The organism is Erwinia sp. (assembly GCF_031978025.1).
Classification (GTDB): domain Bacteria; phylum Pseudomonadota; class Gammaproteobacteria; order Enterobacterales; family Enterobacteriaceae; genus Erwinia.
In genome coordinates this window covers 1-17,844 of record NZ_DALZCD010000023.1, presented here as the reverse complement: position 1 = coordinate 17,844, position 17,844 = coordinate 1, and the positions used below count along the sequence as shown (strand labels likewise).

Annotated in this window: 14 protein-coding genes and 2 pseudogenes; 1 reads left to right on the top strand and 15 read right to left on the bottom strand. The window is 54.4% G+C overall.

Going from position 1 to position 17,844, the window contains the following annotated elements; translation table 11 throughout:
* The 4 genes and pseudogenes from mukB to cmoM form a co-directional block, all read right to left on the bottom strand.
* A pseudogene (gene mukB, locus RTK32_RS03330) lies at positions 1 to 1,196 on the bottom strand (chromosome partition protein MukB); the annotation flags it as partial.
* Between the two features lie 56 nt (positions 1,197 to 1,252).
* Complete coding sequence (gene mukE / locus RTK32_RS03325) at positions 1,253 to 1,963, bottom strand: chromosome partition protein MukE (protein ID WP_312042091.1); 711 nt, start codon at positions 1,961 to 1,963, stop codon at positions 1,253 to 1,255.
* Positions 1,944 to 3,266 carry a chromosome partition protein MukF gene (gene mukF / locus RTK32_RS03320; protein ID WP_312042090.1) on the bottom strand — a complete coding sequence of 441 codons (1,323 nt, stop codon included), beginning with the start codon at positions 3,264 to 3,266 and terminating at the stop codon, positions 1,944 to 1,946. The genes mukE and mukF overlap by 20 nt, the downstream gene beginning before the upstream one ends.
* On the bottom strand, positions 3,263 to 4,045 hold the full coding sequence (gene cmoM / locus RTK32_RS03315) for a tRNA uridine 5-oxyacetic acid(34) methyltransferase CmoM (protein ID WP_312042089.1): 783 nt from the start codon (positions 4,043 to 4,045) through the stop codon (positions 3,263 to 3,265). Before cmoM ends, mukF begins: the two co-directional genes overlap by 4 nt.
* A gap of 129 nt (positions 4,046 to 4,174) precedes the next feature.
* Here cmoM and elyC point away from each other — a divergent pair, with 129 nt between their 5' ends.
* A complete protein-coding gene (elyC, locus tag RTK32_RS03310) occupies positions 4,175 to 4,966 on the top strand; it encodes an envelope biogenesis factor ElyC (protein ID WP_312042088.1) in 792 nt (263 codons plus the stop codon).
* Here the strand turns inward: elyC and RTK32_RS03305 are convergent.
* The 11 genes and pseudogenes from RTK32_RS03305 to aroA form a co-directional block, all read right to left on the bottom strand.
* Positions 4,931 to 5,824 (bottom strand): YcbJ family phosphotransferase, encoded by an 894-nt coding sequence (locus RTK32_RS03305; protein ID WP_312042087.1) that lies wholly within the window; start codon positions 5,822 to 5,824, stop codon positions 4,931 to 4,933. The two genes, elyC and RTK32_RS03305, sit on opposite strands and share 36 nt — an antisense overlap.
* Positions 5,825 to 5,920: 96 nt before the next feature.
* The gene (kdsB, locus tag RTK32_RS03300; protein WP_312042086.1) at positions 5,921 to 6,667 is read right to left on the bottom strand and encodes a 3-deoxy-manno-octulosonate cytidylyltransferase; all 747 of its coding nucleotides are present in this window, start codon (positions 6,665 to 6,667) and stop codon (positions 5,921 to 5,923) included.
* Entirely contained in the window at positions 6,664 to 6,846 is a 183-nt protein-coding gene (locus tag RTK32_RS03295; RefSeq protein ID WP_312042085.1) for a Trm112 family protein, read from the bottom strand. The genes kdsB and RTK32_RS03295 overlap by 4 nt, the downstream gene beginning before the upstream one ends.
* Positions 6,847 to 6,926: 80 nt before the next feature.
* Entirely contained in the window at positions 6,927 to 8,132 is a 1,206-nt protein-coding gene (locus RTK32_RS03290; protein WP_312042084.1) for a winged helix-turn-helix domain-containing protein, read from the bottom strand.
* 39 nt (positions 8,133 to 8,171) lie between these two features.
* Positions 8,172 to 9,152, bottom strand: a complete 981-nt coding sequence (gene lpxK / locus RTK32_RS03285) for a tetraacyldisaccharide 4'-kinase (protein ID WP_312042083.1) — start codon at positions 9,150 to 9,152, stop codon at positions 8,172 to 8,174.
* Positions 9,149 to 10,897: a lipid A ABC transporter ATP-binding protein/permease MsbA gene (msbA, locus tag RTK32_RS03280; RefSeq protein ID WP_312042082.1), complete on the bottom strand. Its 1,749-nt coding sequence runs from the start codon at positions 10,895 to 10,897 to the stop codon at positions 9,149 to 9,151. The genes lpxK and msbA overlap by 4 nt, the downstream gene beginning before the upstream one ends.
* Positions 10,898 to 10,933: 36 nt before the next feature.
* Positions 10,934 to 13,189 (bottom strand): annotated as a pseudogene (locus tag RTK32_RS03275) (ComEC family protein).
* 230 nt (positions 13,190 to 13,419) lie between these two features.
* Entirely contained in the window at positions 13,420 to 13,704 is a 285-nt protein-coding gene (gene ihfB / locus RTK32_RS03270) for an integration host factor subunit beta (protein ID WP_013201528.1), read from the bottom strand.
* Between the two features lie 84 nt (positions 13,705 to 13,788).
* Positions 13,789 to 15,462 carry a 30S ribosomal protein S1 gene (rpsA, locus tag RTK32_RS03265; RefSeq protein ID WP_312042081.1) on the bottom strand — a complete coding sequence of 558 codons (1,674 nt, stop codon included), beginning with the start codon at positions 15,460 to 15,462 and terminating at the stop codon, positions 13,789 to 13,791.
* Between the two features lie 116 nt (positions 15,463 to 15,578).
* Positions 15,579 to 16,265: a (d)CMP kinase gene (cmk, locus tag RTK32_RS03260; protein WP_312042080.1), complete on the bottom strand. Its 687-nt coding sequence runs from the start codon at positions 16,263 to 16,265 to the stop codon at positions 15,579 to 15,581.
* Between the two features lie 207 nt (positions 16,266 to 16,472).
* On the bottom strand, positions 16,473 to 17,759 hold the full coding sequence (gene aroA / locus RTK32_RS03255) for a 3-phosphoshikimate 1-carboxyvinyltransferase (protein ID WP_312042079.1): 1,287 nt from the start codon (positions 17,757 to 17,759) through the stop codon (positions 16,473 to 16,475).
* Positions 17,760 to 17,844: the final 85 nt, after the last annotated feature.

Here is a 17,844-nt window from a genome sequence, read left to right as displayed (position 1 = left end):
GCCTGCTGGTACTGAATGGCGCGCGTTTGCTGCACGTCCAGCGCCTGCTGATAATCAGCCAGCTGGCTTTTCAGTTCATCCACTTCCAGTTCGGCGGCTTCCGCCCGCGCTTCGTTCTCTTCCTGCACTTCACGCGCTTCGGCGACGACCTCGTTCTGCTCTTCCAGACGATAGGTCAGCTCATCAATATCGCCTTCATAGCGCTCAATTTTTTCCTGCTGGCGCATAGCCGTTTGCACCAGGTTAAGGTGATCGCTGGCGCTCTGGTAATCCGTTTCCAGATCGCTTTCTGCCCCGGTATGCTCTGCCAGCTCGCGCGCCATTTCTACATGGCGATACTGCTCGGCAGCCAGCTGCTTGCGGCTACCAAAGAGCTCGCTGCGCTGTTGCATGGCCCCGTCCAGATGCACGCGGCGCTCGTTGGCATGGCGCATATAGTCGGCAGCCACATAGCTGGTTGCTTCAGAGATCAAATGCTTAAAGAGATCGCGGTCAGACTGCGTCACGCGGATCGCTTCCAGCGTCATCCGGTTTTCGCGTAGCGCCGCCTCCATATCCTGGAAAGCCTTACGCACGCCACCGTTTTCCGGCAGCAGGTAATCACGCAGCGAGCGCGTGATCGCGCTGGAGATGCCGCCGTACAGCGACGCTTCGATCAGGCGGTAATATTTACTGCGATCGGCTGCCGAGCGCAGGCGACGCGCCACAATGCCCAGATCGAACATCATCGAGTGGTATTCTGTGATGGAGTTGAACTGCTTAAACTGCACGCTCTCCATCGCTTCGAATTTCTCTTTCAGCTCGCTGAGCGGCAGCACGCGGGCCTGACGGGCATTGACCGTTTCGGTGAGAATCTCCGTCGGGTTAATGGAGGTGGGCAAACCGTGGATACTGAACGGTCTGATATCCACTTTGCGGTCACGGCCGGCAATTTGCTGTAAACGCACCCCAACGATAACGCGCTGATGCAGTGAGTTAACCACATCCAGGGCCGCATAACAGACGCCCGGCTTAAGTTTGCCGTGCAGACCTTTATCGCGCGAACCAGAAGTAGCGCCCGCCTCCGTGGTGTTACGGAAGTGCAACAGCGTCAGATCGGGGATAAGCGCGGTAACGAAAGCGGCCATGGTGGTTGATTTTCCCGCGCCGTTTCCGCCGGACAGCGTGGTAACCAGCTCGTCCAGATCGAACGTTCGGGCAAAGAAACCGTTCCAGTTGACCAGCGTTAGCGAGCGAAATTTTCCGCGTTCAATCATTCTTCTTCCTCCGCCTGACCGGCGTCGTTACCGTGCTCTTCTTCGTTCTGTCGGGCCTGACCGCTTTCTGTAAACATCGCTTCGCCGTCTCTGATCATTCTCAGCTGCGCTTCGCGAGGGTCATCGCCGCTGCGCACGTCGGCGCCAAAGCGGAACACGGATTCGGTGATGCGGAACTTGCTGCTGTCATGTCCCATAAACCACACCATGCCCAAACGACGCAGACGGCTTAACGAGGCACGCATTTTTTCATGGAGCTTCTGGCGGTCCAGGTCTGAACCGGTGGAGCGCTGGTTTACCAGCTTAAGCAGCTTGCCTTCATCGGCCAGCGTCAGCAGCTCGTCGTACAGCTCCTGCTGGGTGAAAATGCCCTCATTGGCCAGCCGCTCCGGGCTAAGATAAAGCCAGCAAAGCACCTTGCCCACCATCATATCCAGTTCAGAAAGCACCGAGCGCGCAATCAGCGTGGTAGAGCGAGGGCGCAGATAGAAAAAGCCTTCCGGCGCGCGGATGAGTTCCACGTTATAGCGCAGATAAAATTCTTCCAGGTATTCCTGGTAATCCATCAGAAAAGCGTGATTGTCCAGCTCTTCAATACCAATATGGCGGCCTGCACGCAGCTGGCTGTCGAGCGCGGGAAACAGCGGGTTAGCCAGCGCCATCGCCAGCTTAACCGGCATCACTTGTTCAATATTTATCGATGACATGCGCCTGTACCTTGGCTCCGTAATCATTAATGGCCTGCCACTCGGCGGGCAGACCGGAAAAATCAGCTTCGGCGACGCCTAAACGCACGGCCTGGTCGACGACAATCCTCGCCACGTCAAAATGGCGGGCGCGTGGATATTGCGCCAGATAGTCGCGCATCACCACGCCCAGATTCAGCGGTTTTTGCTGGGCTTTATAGATGGCCAACGCCTCTTCAATCATGGCCGCCAGCTGTTCACGAATTTCGCTCAGCTCTTCGTATTCCAGTTCGGCAGGCAGTTCGCCCATCACCTCTTCGTTACGCAGCGTCAGTTCTTCGTCTCGTACGTCAAACAGGCGTTCGGCATTGGCATAGGTCAGTGCCCAGGGCGCGTCGAAATAATGTTGCAGCGACTGGCGCAGGCGTTGAGCAAAGACACGGTTTTTATCCATATCGATCGCGGTACGGATAAATTTATGCACGTGGCGGTCATAGCCAATCCACAGATCGATCGCCTGCTGGCCCCAGCTGATAATGCGGTCAAGCTTGTTTTGCAGATCGAACACCAGCTTGTCGATAAAGCCCAGGTCGGGACTGCCCAGCGTGGCATCCTGGATGCGCAACAGATTAGCCTGCAGCTTGTCGCCTGCGGCTTCCAGCGTATCCTGCAGTTCACGCAGCGTACCGGAAGTCTCATTCAGCAACATCTCGCAGCTTTCAATCGCCGCGCGCCAGTCCTTGTTGAGCAGCTGCGCGATATCGTCTTTCACCGCCTGCTGCTGCTCATCCATAATGCGCTGGGTAATATCAATGCTGTCAAAAATTTCGGCGACGGAATATTTCAGGGGCGCAAAAACGTTGCGGTGCCAGTGAAAATCGTCGCCGTCTTCATCCGCCGCGTCTGCCGCGCGTTTCAGCTCGCTTGCCACAATAGAAAGTTGCATCGAGAGCCGTAGCGTTGAGAATTCACGTTGGCGAATGTAGTAATCGGTAATGCCGATCGCGAGCGGCGTCAGGCGGTAAATCGCCTGCCCTTCAGCCTGCTCGCTGGTAAAGCGGTTAAGCAAACGCTGGCGCACCATATCGTTAATAGCGTTATTGGCGCGGACGCTGACGGTTTCGCTGGTCTGTTCAAATCCTTCGCTGACATGACGGAAGGCATCCGTCAGTTCGCCCTCGCTCATCTCACCATCCATGCGCTCGCCATTGAGCGTGGCTACCGCCAGCAAAAAAGCCAGACGTTCGGTAGGCAACGAGACGGAAAAATCATTTTTTCGCGCCCAGGCAACCAGCTCCGGTACTGTCTGGGAAAATTCACTCATGCTTCGTCCTTTATGGGCTTCCGCGCTGTTACGTGGATATAGCGACCCAAACTTAAAAATGGCTCCTGGCGGCAGAAGCGCTTTTCCAGCGCCAGGATCTCGTCAAATCGTTCTGTTTGCTTGTGCTTATCGCGCATATAGTCGTGAAAGACGCGCACGCCAGCTTTGCTTTCAACCGTGAAGCCGATATCAGCCAGCCAGCGGTAGACCTGCTCCGGATCGCGCGGGTAATCCGGCGACAGCGTTTTACGTTTACGCTTGCGTAAATCGGCCTGCATATAGCCAAAATTGCCCAGTACCAGCGTCTGCATCATCAGCCCGTTGAGGTTGTAAAACATCAGCGAGAGCACGCCGCCGGGCGCCAGCGTATCGTAAAGCGCGGCCAGCACCGCTTCCGGCTCGGCTACCCATTCAAGCACAGCGTGGAACAATACCAGATCAACAGGCTGAACCAAATGCTGACCGACTTCCTGCGCGCTGATTTGTCTGAATTCCATGTGGTCGCTCACACCTTGTTCGCTGGCGTTAAGGCGCGCGCGCTGCAGCATCTCTTCCGATAAATCACAAAGCAAAACCTGATGGCCAAGACTGGCCAGCCCGCAGCTGATTTGGCCTTCCCCGCCGCCCGCGTCCAGCACGTTCAGCGGTCTGGACGGCAGCGTGGCCAGAATCGCTTCCAGCTCCTGCCAGGCAATGGCCTGGCGAATGCGGCCTTTGGTGGTACCGTAGATATTCTGCGAAAATTTTTCCGCGATATCATCAAAGTTGCGATCCTGCATAAGCGGGCTCCGGGCTGGGCAAAAGGGTGAATCCGGCGGCTATTTTGGCATACACTGCGGGAGAATGAACCTTTCCGTCACTGCTTCGCTTTCGGGTGGCGTTTTTTCGGACAAAAGGAAGCTACTTTTATGCTTTTTACGCTTAAAAAAGCGATTGGCGGCCTGCTGCTGCCCTTGCCGCTGCTGTTGTTAGTCATGGCGGTTGGACTTTTCCTGCTCTGGTGCAGCCGCTGGCAAAAAACCGCGAGAATTATACTCTCTTCCACCTGGCTAATCTTGTTATTGATCAGCCTCCAACCTGTCGCCGACGGTCTGCTGGCGCCTGTTGAAAACCGCTTCTCTACGTGGCATGGCACTCAGAAGGTAGATTATATCGTGGTGTTAGGCGGTGGCTATACGTGGAATCCGCAATGGGCACCAGGATCGAATATGATTGGTAATAGCTTGCCAAGGCTGGTGGAAGGGATCCGCTTGTGGCGTGAAAATCCCGGCTCGACGCTGATTTTTACCGGCGCGGCCGCGCAGAGTAATCCTGTCAGCTCGGCGGAAGTAACAGCAAGAGTGGCCCAGTCTTTAGGCGTACCGCGCAGCAGCATGATTACGCTGGATAAGCCACGTGATACCCGCCAGGAGGCGACAGAAGTGGCAAAAGTGGTCGGTCATCGCCCCTTCCTGCTGGTTACCTCCGCGTCGCATCTGCCGCGCGCAATGGTATTTTTTCAGCAGCAGGGACTGGATCCGCTGCCCGCTCCGGCTAATCAGCTGGCGATCGCTTCCCCGCTGAACCCCTGGGAAAAAGTGCTGCCTTCCTCACTGTGGCTCGGTCACAGCGAGCGCGCCATTTATGAAACGCTGGGTCGGTTATGGCAAAAAATCACCGAGCCCTCACTCGAGCCAGGGCAACAGGGAGCGAGCCGCTAAGTCGAAGCGGGCCCGGTTGAAACAACCGGAGTGGATCAGCCGGTCCGCTTCTTCCCACACCGTATAAAGCCAGCGCCTGGCGATAAAACCTTCTGCCACGGGCGCCTGCTGGAGATAGCGAAACAGCAGCTCTTCCGCCTGACCTTCATCGCTCAGCCGGAAAAGTTCATATTCACGCGGCGCCCAGAGCATTCTGCCGGGATTGATCATTGACAGCAGTTGGTCGCTCCAGGCTTCCTTCAGCATATTGCTGAGCGACAGGTTGCCATGAACCAGCACGCAGGGATCGTCGAAATCGGTAAAAAGCGAGCAGAGATTCTGGCGGCAGCGAAAGAGAAAGCGGTGATCCTCCATTGTCAGCAGCTCCGGGCGCATATAGCCCAGGGTTGACCACAGCACTTCCACCCGCTGTTTGTACCAGGCGGGCCAGTTATTCTCCTGCGTGCTGTCTACTGTCCCAACCAGACCGTGGCTGTCGATCCGATGCCAGGCCAGCAGTGCGGCGACGATCTGCTCCTGCAGTTGCTGCCAGCGAGACGGCGTGCGGGTTGGTGCTTCAACCGAAACGCCGCCCATGCGCTCAATCAGCAGGATCTCATGCTGCGGGGGCAGCTGGCTGACAATCATTCCATATACCGCGGGCATGCGTACGGTGCTCTCGCGCGCCAGCATGGAGAGCTTGTAGGCTTCCTGCGAGGCTATCCCTTTGGTATTGAAGTATTTGGCCATCAGCGGCAAAGAGTGCCCCTTGCCGTCGTAGAGCGAATACAGACTGGCATAAGGCTGTTCACTGATGCATTCGAGACGGCTTAGCGTCTCACCCAGCACTATCGAAAGTTCTGAACGAAGATGTTCCATCTGCTGCTCCTAATCGCAAGCGAGGCCGGATAGCTGTCTTTTTCCTGGTTATAGCAAGAAGCAGAGAAACAGGGCCGTGGTCGGCCCTGAAAATATTTACTGCATGGCCGCGCGCACGCGTTCCAAATCTTCCGGCGTATCAACGCCAGCGCCCGGAACAATCTCGGCCACGTCAACGTGAATTTTTTCGCCATACCACAGAACCCGCAGCTGTTCGAGCAGCTCAATCTGCTCCAGCGGACTCGGCTCCCAGCTAATGTACCGGCGGACAAAACCGGCACGATAGCCGTAAATGCCGATATGGCGCAGGAAATGATCGCCAATTGTTTGTTGAGAGACGGCAAACCGCTCACGGTCCCAGGGAATGGTCGCGCGCGAAAAGTAGAGCGCGTTGCCCTGCGCATCCCTGACCACCTTGACAGCGTTAGGGTTAAACGCTTCTTCTGCTGACTCGACAGGCACCGCCAGCGTAGCCATCCCGACACGGCTTTTCGCCAGGTTATCGGCCACCTGACGAATGATGACCGGTGGGATCATCGGCTCATCGCCCTGCACATTGACGATCACCGTTTCGTCAGGGAAACGGTATTTCTCAATCACTTCCGCCAGGCGCTCCGTGCCCGACTGATGATCGGGACGCGTCATGCAGACTTCGCCGCCAGCCGCTTCTACCGCACGAGCGACGTCGTTATTATCCGTAGCAACAATAACGCGCTCAGCACCTGATTCACGTGCGCGCTCCATGACGTGCACGATCATCGGCTTGCCATGGATATCAACCAGCGGTTTTCCGGGCAGCCTGGTGGAAGCGTAGCGCGCCGGAATAATAGCGACAAAACTCATGAATGCGTCTCTTCCAGCGTGAGCGAGCGCGCTTCGGTTTCCAGTAAAACGGGAATGCCGTCGCGTACCGGATAAGCCAGCCCGTCAGGCTTGCAGATAAGTTCCTGGCGATCTTTATTGTAATACAGCTTACCGTGGCAAACCGGGCAAGCAACGATTTCAAGCAAACGATGATCCATGGTGTCTCCCTGGTGGATCCGATCAGACAGGCCGTTAGAATATCATAGCTCTTGGTTGAGCGGTTAACCTCCCTGCCGGCTTAAAGCAGCCATTCTTTTGGCCAAATTGCGGCCAGCTCCGCAGGCAGCTGCAACAGATGCACTTTTTGCGCCCCCTGCCAGCGTGCAAAACGACTAATGGCCTGCTGTAAATCAGTCAGCAGCCCGGCGGTGAGACTGACGCCCGGCTCCAGCCACAGCTGTTTGACCAGCAGAATTTTTTCTTTGCGCTGCATTTTGGCATCCAGCCGCCCTTTCAGCGTCCCACGATGCAGTATGGGCAAAACAAAGTAGCCGTATTGCCGCTTCGCTTCCGGGGTATAACACTCCAGTCGATAGGAGAAGTTAAACAGCTCCAGCGCCCGCTTGCGATCCCATACGACCGGGTCGAAAGGCGACAGCAGCGCCGTATGCGTGGCCCGGTTTTTTTGCTCCAGCATGGGCAGCTGAGAGTGATGCAGGTAGCATGGCCCTAACGTTTCGACTTCAACCGGCACCACTGTGCCTGCATCAAGCCACTTTGCCAGCTGCTCTTTTACCGGTGCACGCTTCAGTCGGTAGTAATCTGCCAGCCAGTCAGCACGAAAAAGGCCCAGGCTTTGCGCGCTGTTACCCAGCATTTGCCTGACTGCTTCTTTCTCTTCCAGCGCGTGCAGTGCGTCATCCCATTCTGGCAGGACACGCTGGCGAAGGTCATATACTCGCTGGAAGTTACGCCGCTCGATGACCATCAACTCCCCGGCAGTAAAAAGGTTTTCCAGATGGCGCTTGTGCGGTTTCCAGCACCACCAGCCGGACGGCTGGCCTGCCGGCGCGGCAAAGTCAGCCGATCTTACCGGCCCATGCTCTTTGATATGTGCCAACAGCTGCGTCACCTCTTCCTGCCGGGAAGCGGCCCATTCGCCGTTATATTTCCATCCCATGGCCTGTGGCGAAAGCATACGGTAGCGCAGCAGCGGATAATCTTCAGAGGGGATAAAACAGGCTTCATGTGCCCAATATTCAAACAGCTTGCCGGTAGCCAGCGCTTCTTCTAACCACGCGGGGGGATAGTCACCAAGGCGACTGAACAACACCAGATAAGGACTGCGGGCCACGACATGAATAGTGTCAATTTGCAGCAGGGACATTTGCCGCACGCTGGCGATCAAATCGGTAAATTGTGCTTTTCGCGGAGGCGCGTGAAGCAACCCCTGTGCGGCAAGATGAATATGACGGGCCTGGGTCAGCGAAAGAGAAATGGACATAATGCACCTGTATTCACATGGTGCATTTAGTTTAGCGAGTTATTCAGGGTTAAGTGCGACAATACAGTTCAGCAGCGCGTCAGCCTTGTCGGTCGGCAACGCTGCGTCCACCGGCAAATACCACCAGTTGGCGGCAGCAAAGCGGCTGACTTTAACCGCATCCTTTTCGGTCATTAGCAACGTCTGGTTTGGCAGCGCAAGCGAGCTCAGCTGCGCCTCGCTGTATGCCTGGTGATCGGCGAAAGAGACTTCCTCAACAGGGACAATCCCCAACTGACGCAGCGTGGCGAAAAAACGCGGCGGATGGCCGATACCAGCCATTGCGACGACGTTTGTAAGCGAGGCAGCAGGACGGGTTTCGCCGGTTTGCAGATTAACCGCCAGGCCCGGCGTCAGGCGCATTGCTATCTCATCAACAAGCGCAGTGCCGCCGTTAGTAATCACCGCATCCACTGTCTTCAGACGTGAGGCCCGTTCACGCATTGGCCCGGCGGGTAACCACCAGCCGTTGCCAAAACGGCGCTGACCATCGATAACCACTATTTCGAAATTTCTTGCCAGCGCGTAATGCTGAAGGCCGTCGTCGGTAATAATGATATCAACCTCGCCGTGCGCCAACAGCGCCTGCACGGCTTCTTTACGGCGTGGAGAAACGGCCACCGCCGCGCCGGTGCGGCGATAAATCAATACCGGTTCGTCGCCCGCCTCGCCAGTGGTCGTGTTGCCGTCCAGTACCAGCGGATAGGCTGCTGCTTTACCGCCGTAGCCTCTTGATACCACCCCAGGTCGCAGGCCGCGCTGCTGTAAAGCCTGCACCAGCCAGATGACTACCGGCGTTTTGCCGTTGCCGCCTGCCGTCAGGTTACCGACCACGACAACCGGCACTGGTGCCCGCCAGGCCTTCCGCCAGCCCAGACGATAGCTTAAGCGGATCAGGCTGGTAATGAGCCCATACAGCCAGCTGAGCGGCAGTAAAAGCCGCCACAGGCCGGAGCGACCGCTCCAGAGGCGTTCAATCATTGACCAAACTGCATCTTATGCAGCTGAGCGTAGGCGCCTTTATGCGCCAGCAGCTCGGCATGACTGCCACGCTCAACGATGTGGCCATCTTCAACCACGACGATTTCATCGGCCTTTTCAATCGTGGAGAGACGATGGGCAATAACCAGTGAAGTACGATTTTTTTGCAGTTCATCCAGCGCGGACTGAATAGCGCGTTCCGACTCGGTATCCAGCGCCGAAGTGGCTTCATCCAGGATGAGAATGGGACAATCACGCAGCAGTGCGCGGGCAATAGCAATACGCTGGCGCTGGCCGCCGGAAAGCAACACGCCATTTTCGCCGATGACTGTATCCAGACCTTCATCCATTTTGTTGATAAAGTCCATCGCGTGGGCCATCGTAGCCGCTTTTTCAATATCTTCACGGCTATACTGCTCATTACGCGCGTAGGCAATATTGTTGGCTACCGTGTCGTTGAACAGATGCACATTTTGTGAAACTAAAGCGACCTGGTTTCGCAGCGAGCTGAGCGTATATTCCCGCAGATCGTGCCCGTCCATCAGGATTTCGCCCTGTTGAATATCGTAAAAACGCGTCATCAGGCTGGCAATCGTCGATTTACCCGATCCAGAACGCCCCACCAGCGCGACGGTTTTGCCCGCCGGAATAGACAGGTTAATGTTGTGTAGCGCGGGCGTTTCACGTCCCGGATAGGTAAAGGTCACGCCGCGAAATTCTACGTCGCCACGAGCGCGCTCAACAACGCGAGTCCCCGTATCCACTTCCTGCTCGCTGTCGAGAATGGAAAAAAGCGTCTGACAGGCGGCCATACCGCGCTGGAACTGAGCGTTAACGTTGGTCAGCGATTTCAGCGGGCGCATCAAACCAAACATTGAGGTAAATACCACGGTAATGGTACCCGGTGACAGGGTGGACATCACGCTCGGAAAACTGGCGGCATAGAGAACAAAAGCCAGCGCCAGTGAAGCGATAAGCTGAATAATAGGATCGGACACGGAAGACGCGGACACCAGCTTCATACCCTGCTGGCGCATCCGGTTACTGACGTGATCAAAACGCTGGGTTTCGATTTTCTGTCCACCGAAAATCAGGACTTCTTTATGCCCTTTCAGCATTTGCTCAGCACTGGTCGTCACCTGCCCCATCGTATTTTGCATACTTTTGCTGATATTACGAAAGCGTTTCGACACCATGCGAATGGCAAATGAGACGATGGGAGCCAGCAGGATTAAGATGAGCGACAGCTGCCAGCTGTAGTAGAACATCATAATAAACAGGCCAATAATGGATGCGCCTTCGCGCACGACCGTCACCAGCGCGCTGGATGAGGATGAAGCAACCTGCTCCGAATCATAAGTAATGCGCGACAGCAACGTACCGGTAGATTGCTGATCGAAGAAAGCGACAGGCATCCCCATCATATGGCTGAAAAGACGGCGACGCATCGACATCACAACGTTGCCGGACACCCAGGAGATGCAGTAGCTGGAAATATAGCTTGAAACGCCGCGTACCAACATCAAACCGATAACGGCGAGGGGCATCCAGAGCAGTACGGAGGAGTCCGCTTTACCAAAACCATCGTCCAGCAGCGGCTTAAGTAAGGACATCATCAGCACGTCGCCCGCTGCGTTAATAATAAGAGCAACGGAGGAGACGGCCAGCCCCGTTTTAAAGGGTTTGATCATCGGCCAGAGGCGTTTAAAGGTTTGCCAGGTGGAGAGATCTTTGTCCTGATGCATGTGTTAACCAGCTTCCAATTGAAATAGCCGCTCATTCTAACTGGAATAACGTGTTACGCCAAACCACTGATGGTACCAACGGGGCATTATTTGCCTTCTTAAACTTAAAACACGCCAGTTATCTTTAGAAAATTCCACGCTGATTTGCCCCTCCGTCGCCGTGTCGTACCAGCTGTAATCGTTCTCCAGATAGCGGGTAATGACGCTTTGCGCCGGCAGTTTCCAGGCACTGTAGCGGGCAACGGAAGCCAGCGCAGCCTGAGCCGCGACCCTTCTTAGCAAAGGCGGCGAAGATGACGTTCTGCTACCATGATGCGGCACCTGTAATACCTCAGCCCTTAACGTCTCACCATAACGTCTGACAAGCTGGTGCTCTGTCGATATCTCGATATCGCCCGTTAATAGAACCCGCCACTTCCCATCCGTTACGCTGATAACACAGGACTGATTATTACCGTTTTCTTTCCGGGGCCGATCCGGCCAAAGAACGTTAAATTTTAGCGTTTGCCAGCGCCAGTTTCTCCCCTGATAACAGGGTATATGCCCAGGTAAACCTGAACCGCTATGGATGACTGCATCAGGGAAGGTTTTTTGCAGACTTTCCAGACCGCCAGTATGATCGAGGTGTTCGTGACTTAAAATAATATGTTGTACTTTTATCCCCTGCTAGCGAAGCCAGGGAATAATCTGGCTGGATGCTGCGTCACCGCCAGCCCACCGGTTGCCGGTATCATAGATAACCGCCTTCCCACGCTGCGAGATTACCACGGCCAGACCGTGTCCAATATCCAGCATATCCATACGCCAGTCGGGTTGCCGGACGTTCAGCTGCCAACACAGTAGCCCCACACCTAAACTGCCCAGCGTAAAAGGCGACGTTCGCCACCAGTGGAAACGCCAGCTAACGACCAGCAAGATGCAGAAAGGGCTTAGCCACAAAGCCTGCTGGCTCACAGCCAACCAACCATCAGGCAGTTGCCGTAAAGGAAAAAACACCAGCGCCAGAGAACGATCGGCCAACCACCAAAACAGCTGGCTCAGCGGCGCAACAGGTAGCGTTAGCACCGCACCAAGGATTAGCGGCACCGTCAGCAGCGTAACGACCGGTACTGCCCACAAATTAGCGAATAGCGCGCTGATACTTACGCCGTGAAAAATAAAAATCTGTAGCGGCATCAGCAGCAAAAATAGCCCGGTCTGTAAATGTAGCAGCTGCAACAGCAACCAGTGTTTTTTCCCACTAAAGCGTTTTGGAAGCGGGAACCATTGATACCACAAAAGCAATCCGGCAACGGCAACCGCCGACAGCCATAAACTATCCGACAGGATACTCAAAGGATCGAAAAATAAAATAGTGCCGATGCACAGTAGCCAGACCTGCCAGCCGGTACAATTTCGTCCCTTCAAACGCAGCAGGCTCCAGCTGAGCAGCGCGACTATTGCTCGTAGCGCGGGAGGACTGCCCCCGGCAAGCCAGCAATAGATCAGCGCCAGTACGACGCCGCTCAACAGGGGAAAACGGTAGCCCATCCAGCTGGCTCGAAAGCCAAGTTGAAGGATCCGCGCTATCAACCAGCCCACTGTTGCAGCCAGACCTATATGCATCCCTGAAATGGCCATCAGATGCGCCGTCCCTGTTTCTCTCAGCAAGGCTTTCGTTTCGCTGTCAAGCTTGCTTCGTTCACCAAAGGTCAGTGCCAGCAGAACGCTATGCCAGGGCAACACTTCAAAATATTGACGACTTTTCTGCATGACTTTTTCACGCCAGCCACAGCGGCTATCGACCCTCTGCCAGGCCAGCGCCTTGCCCGTCAGCGGTGTGCTGCCAGCCAGCGCAAAACGTTGTGCATCAAAGCCACCTTCGTTAAGACGGGCATGAACAGGTCGCAGTTTGAGTTTCATACGCCAACGCTGGCCCGGGCAAAGTACCTGATTGCCAGGCGTAGCGATCAGAGCGTAAACGGGTGGGAAAAATTGTTTTCCCGACACGCTTTCAATACGAATTTTGATGCGTTGAGGCTGTAACTGCTCAATTTTTACTACGGCTTCAACAGGTGCAGATGACAGAAAAGTTGTTTGCTGCAGAAGCGTTTGCGCAGGCACGACTGCCCAAATGAATAGCAGCAGAACGAGGGACGCTTCTCTCAACCAAAATTGCCGCGTGATTAACAGTAGCGCAATGACTCCTGTGAAAAGCTGGAGAGTACCCACGTCAGGCAGCGCAGGTAGCCTACAAAGCGGCAGGGCAGCAATAATCATCCATAGAGATAATCGGCTAAGGCTATAGGGCATTTTGCTACCTCCGTTGTGCATAACGGAAGTGTGACGGGATCTTACAAAGCACGCAGCCGGTATTTTCCGCACCTCAGAAACGCTGCGCAAAGTTTTGACTGGTTTGCAGAAAACAAGATTAAGCCTGCGAGGACGCTCTGCTTAATTGACTGACAGCGATCGTTCAGGTATGCCGGAGGCAAAAAAAAACGACACCGAGGTGTCGTTTTATTGCGTGGTAATGCGAAGCTTTAGCCGTAGATATTCGCGCGATCGCGTAATTCCTTGCCCGGTTTGAAGTGCGGAACGTATTTACCTTCCAGCTCAACTTTGTCGCCCGTTTTCGGGTTACGACCGGTGCGAGGTGCACGATAATGCAAAGAAAAACTGCCGAAGCCCCGGATTTCGATGCGTTCGCCCTGGGCCAACGTGGTGGCCATGTGCTCCAGCATCTCTTTTACCGCATCCTCAACGACTTTCGCCGGAATATGAGAGTGCTGGCCAGCAAGTCTTTCAATCAGTTCTGACTTGGTCATAAATCCTCCGGTTAATCCCTGTTGGAAAAGCTTTGGCAATTACGGCAGATTCAGGGTGGCTAAGCCACCCTGATGCAAGCGCAATTACTCGCCTTTAGCTGCTTTGAATGCTTCAGCCATAGCGTTAGAGAAGTTGCCTTCTTCCTGTTTGGTGTTAACAGTATTGATAGCTTCTTTCTCGTCAGCCTGGTCTTTAGCACGAACAGACAGGCTCACTACGCGGTTTTTACGATCCACGCCAGTGAACTTAGCTTCAACGTCGTCACCAACGTTCAGAACCAGAGTAGCGTCTTCTACACGGTCGATTGAAGCTTCAGACGCGCGCAGGTAACCTTCAACGCCGTCTGCCAGTTCAACTGTAGCACCTTTAGCGTCAACTGCAGTCACTTTACCGTTAACAATGGCACCTTTCTTGTTCAGAGAGATGTAGTTGTTGAACGGATCTTCTGCCAGCTGCTTAACGCCCAGGGAGATACGCTCGCGCTCTGCGTCAACCTGCAGAACCACAGCAGCGATTTCGTCGCCTTTCTTGTATTCACGAACAGCTTCTTCTCCGGTAGCGTTCCAGGAGATGTCAGACAGGTGAACCAGGCCGTCGATACCGCCGTCCAGGCCGATGAAGATACCAAAGTCAGTGATTGACTTGATTTTACCTTCAACACGGTCGCCCTTGTTGTGGGTTTCTGCAAACTGCTGCCATGGGTTAGATTTGCACTGCTTCAGACCCAGAGAGATACGACGACGTTCTTCGTCGATGTCCAGAACCATTACTTCAACAACATCGCCTACGTTAACAACTTTAGACGGATGGATGTTTTTGTTGGTCCAGTCCATTTCTGAAACGTGTACCAGGCCTTCAACGCCTTCTTCGATTTCAACGAAGCAGCCGTAGTCAGTCAGGTTGGTTACACGACCAGTCAGGCGGGTGCCTTCCGGGTAACGCTTAGCGATTGCGACCCATGGATCTTCGCCCAGCTGTTTCAGACCCAGAGAAACACGGGTACGTTCGCGGTCGAACTTCAGCACTTTAACAGTGATTTCGTCGCCAACGTTGACAATTTCGCTTGGATGCTTAACGCGTTTCCATGCCATGTCAGTGATGTGCAGCAGGCCGTCAACGCCGCCCAGATCAACGAATGCACCGTAGTCAGTCAGGTTCTTAACGATACCTTTAACTTCCATGCCTTCCTGCAGGTTTTCCAGCAGCTGATCGCGCTCTGCGCTGTTTTCGGATTCGATTACCGCACGACGTGAAACCACCACGTTGTTGCGCTTCTGATCCAGCTTGATTACTTTGAATTCAAGCTCTTTGCCTTCCAGGTGCAGCGTGTCACGTACTGGACGAACATCAACCAGGGAACCTGGCAGGAACGCACGAATACCGTTCAGCTCAACTGTGAAGCCACCTTTCACTTTGCCGTTGATAACACCGGTAACAGTTTCAGCATCTTCGTAAGCTTTTTCCAGCGTGATCCAGGCTTCGTGACGCTTAGCTTTCTCACGGGACAGCAGGGTTTCACCGAAGCCGTCTTCTACTGCGTCCAGCGCAACGTCAACTTCGTCGCCTACCTGGATTTCCAGTTCGCCGGCTGCGTTCTTGAACTGCTCTGCAGGGATTGCAGATTCAGATTTCAGACCCGCATCAACCAGAACTACGTCTTTGTCGATAGAGACAACAACGCCACGAACGATGGAACCCGGGCGGGTTTCGATTTCTTTCAGGGACTCTTCAAAGAGTTGAGCAAAAGATTCAGTCATATTGATAATCTTCAGGATTCTTCAATTTAACGTCCACCTGACATCCTGCCGGGTGGGGTTGTTTCACATGCCCTGTGACGTCCATATCACAGGGTTAAAAAAATCGGTTTTACGATCTACCGCGGCAAAGACAGTTTTTCACGTGCATAATTCAGAGCCGTTTCAATCACCTGCTCGATTGACATACTGGTCGAATCCAGCATCAGCGCGTCTTCTGCCGGCCTTAACGGTGCAATAGCACGGTTACGGTCGCGATCGTCTCGCTCTTTTATCTCAGATAAAAGGCGTTCAAAGTTAACACTAAAGCCCTTATCCTGCAACTGTAGCATACGGCGATGGGCACGTTCTTCAGGGCTGGCATCCAGAAAAATCTTTACCTGGGCATCCGGGAAAACCACCGTCCCCATGTCTCGTCCATCCGCAATCAGGCCTGGCGCTTCACGAAATCCCCGCTGACGGCGCAACAGCGCTTCACGTACACGCGGGAAAGCCGCTACTTTAGAGGCCGTATTGCTGACATCCTGAGTACGGATTTCACCCGAGACGTTTTCACCCTCAAGGATCACTTCCATCTCATCTTCACTGGGCACAAAGCGAACATCAAGATGTGCCGCGATGGGTACCAGCGCCTCTTCAGACGTAATATCTACCTGATGGTGTAACGCCGCCAGCGCCAACACGCGATAAATAGCGCCTGAATCCAACAGATGCCAGTTTAATGCCTCAGCCATTGCCTTGCACAAGGTTCCTTTACCGGCTCCGCCTGGACCATCAATGGTGATCACCTGGGCTATAGGCGTCATGTCTTTCTCCTGTTGGTGGGATGCCTGCTTAACCTGCTCAGACAAATAACGCCGCATATTATACGCTGCTCTGATTACGATCGTTACCCCTTAAGCGTAGACGGCCTGAAATTAATCGATGACTGTAACGGGATTTCATCGGAAACCAATGTCAGGAGCGTGAGGCAGATCGCAACCCGCTGCCTTGCTGTGCAGCGGGCCCGGGCATTATGCCAGCTGGCTAAGGCGAGCAAACTGCTCGAAATAATCAGGGAAAGTTTTAGCCGTACATTTCGGGTCAATTATAGTAACTGGGGTGGCAGACAATGCCACCAGCGAAAAGCACATGGCCATACGATGATCGTTGTAGGTGCCGATTTCGGCATACTGAACAGCATCCGGAGGGGTGATACGGATAAAATCATGCCCTTCTTCAACGTCAGCACCAACCTTACGCAGCTCGGTCGCCATTGCTGAAAGACGGTCCGTTTCTTTTACGCGCCAGTTATAGATATTACGCATCAGCGTGGTGCCTTTGGCAAACAACGCCGTTGTGGCAATCGTCATCGCCGCATCCGGGATATGGTTCATATCCAAATCGATAGCATTCAGTTCGCCGCGCGTACAGGCAATATAGTCGTCGCCCCATTCAATAACCGCGCCCATTTTTTCCAGCACGTCTGCAAAACGAATATCGCCCTGCATACTGTTACGGCCGATACCGGTGACTTTAACCGTGCCGCCTTTAATGGCGGCCGCGGCCAGAAAATAAGAAGCGGAAGAGGCATCGCCTTCTACCAGATAATCACCCGGTGAAACGTAGCTCTGGTTGCCCTTAATGCGAAATACGGTGTAGTTATCATTTTCAACTGTAACGCCGAATACGCGCATCAGGTTAAGTGTGATATCAATATAAGGTTTTGAAACCAGTTCGCCCTTAATGGCAATGGCCGTATCCTGCGGCGCCAGCGGCGCGGTCATCAGCAGCGCGGTCAGGAACTGACTGGAAACGCTGCCGTCAACGGCAACTTCGCCCCCGCTGAAGCCGCCTTTGATATGCAGTGGTGGATAATCCTGCTGTTCAAGATAGTCGACCTGTGCGCCGCCCTGCCGCAAGGCGTCGACCAAATGACCGATCGGACGCTCTTTCATCCGGGGCTCTCCAGTCAGCACAATATCGTTGGTCCCCAGGCAAAGCGCGGCGGCCAGTGGACGCATTGCCGTTCCTGCGTTGCCTAAAAACAGTTCCAGCGGCTGCGGCGATTGTAGAGGGCCGCCCTGACCCGTCACTTCACATTCTGTACGGCTTTCTGAAAGCGTATAGCTTACGCCCAACGCTTTCAGTGCGTTCAGCATATGACGCACATCATCGCTGTCCAGCAGGTTAGTCAGACGAGTGGTACCTTTTGCCAGTGCGGCAAGCAGCAAAGCACGATTTGAGACGCTTTTAGAGCCAGGTAAGTTAACGGTACCTTCTACTCGTGCGACGGGTTGTAAAGTCAGGGAATCCTGCATGTGAGACTTCTTCTCCAGATAAAATGCAATAAAACCTCGCACCGGGCGAGGTTTCACAATCAAAACCGTGCAGGCGACTTAACCG

Excerpts from the sequence above, each read along its gene's own strand:
- mukE (WP_312042091.1), bottom strand. The coding sequence starts at position 1,963 with ATGTCATCGATAAATATTGAACAAGTGATGCCGGTTAAGCTGGCGATG.
- mukF (WP_312042090.1), bottom strand. The coding sequence starts at position 3,266 with ATGAGTGAATTTTCCCAGACAGTACCGGAGCTGGTTGCCTGGGCGCGA.
- cmoM (WP_312042089.1), bottom strand. The coding sequence starts at position 4,045 with ATGCAGGATCGCAACTTTGATGATATCGCGGAAAAATTTTCGCAGAAT.
- elyC (WP_312042088.1), top strand. The coding sequence starts at position 4,175 with ATGCTTTTTACGCTTAAAAAAGCGATTGGCGGCCTGCTGCTGCCCTTG.
- RTK32_RS03305 (WP_312042087.1), bottom strand. The coding sequence starts at position 5,824 with ATGGAACATCTTCGTTCAGAACTTTCGATAGTGCTGGGTGAGACGCTA.
- kdsB (WP_312042086.1), bottom strand. The coding sequence starts at position 6,667 with ATGAGTTTTGTCGCTATTATTCCGGCGCGCTACGCTTCCACCAGGCTG.
- RTK32_RS03295 (WP_312042085.1), bottom strand. The coding sequence starts at position 6,846 with ATGGATCATCGTTTGCTTGAAATCGTTGCTTGCCCGGTTTGCCACGGT.
- RTK32_RS03290 (WP_312042084.1), bottom strand. The coding sequence starts at position 8,132 with ATGTCCATTTCTCTTTCGCTGACCCAGGCCCGTCATATTCATCTTGCC.
- lpxK (WP_312042083.1), bottom strand. The coding sequence starts at position 9,152 with ATGATTGAACGCCTCTGGAGCGGTCGCTCCGGCCTGTGGCGGCTTTTA.
- msbA (WP_312042082.1), bottom strand. The coding sequence starts at position 10,897 with ATGCATCAGGACAAAGATCTCTCCACCTGGCAAACCTTTAAACGCCTC.
- ihfB (WP_013201528.1), bottom strand. The coding sequence starts at position 13,704 with ATGACCAAGTCAGAACTGATTGAAAGACTTGCTGGCCAGCACTCTCAT.
- rpsA (WP_312042081.1), bottom strand. The coding sequence starts at position 15,462 with ATGACTGAATCTTTTGCTCAACTCTTTGAAGAGTCCCTGAAAGAAATC.
- cmk (WP_312042080.1), bottom strand. The coding sequence starts at position 16,265 with ATGACGCCTATAGCCCAGGTGATCACCATTGATGGTCCAGGCGGAGCC.
- aroA (WP_312042079.1), bottom strand. The coding sequence starts at position 17,759 with ATGCAGGATTCCCTGACTTTACAACCCGTCGCACGAGTAGAAGGTACC.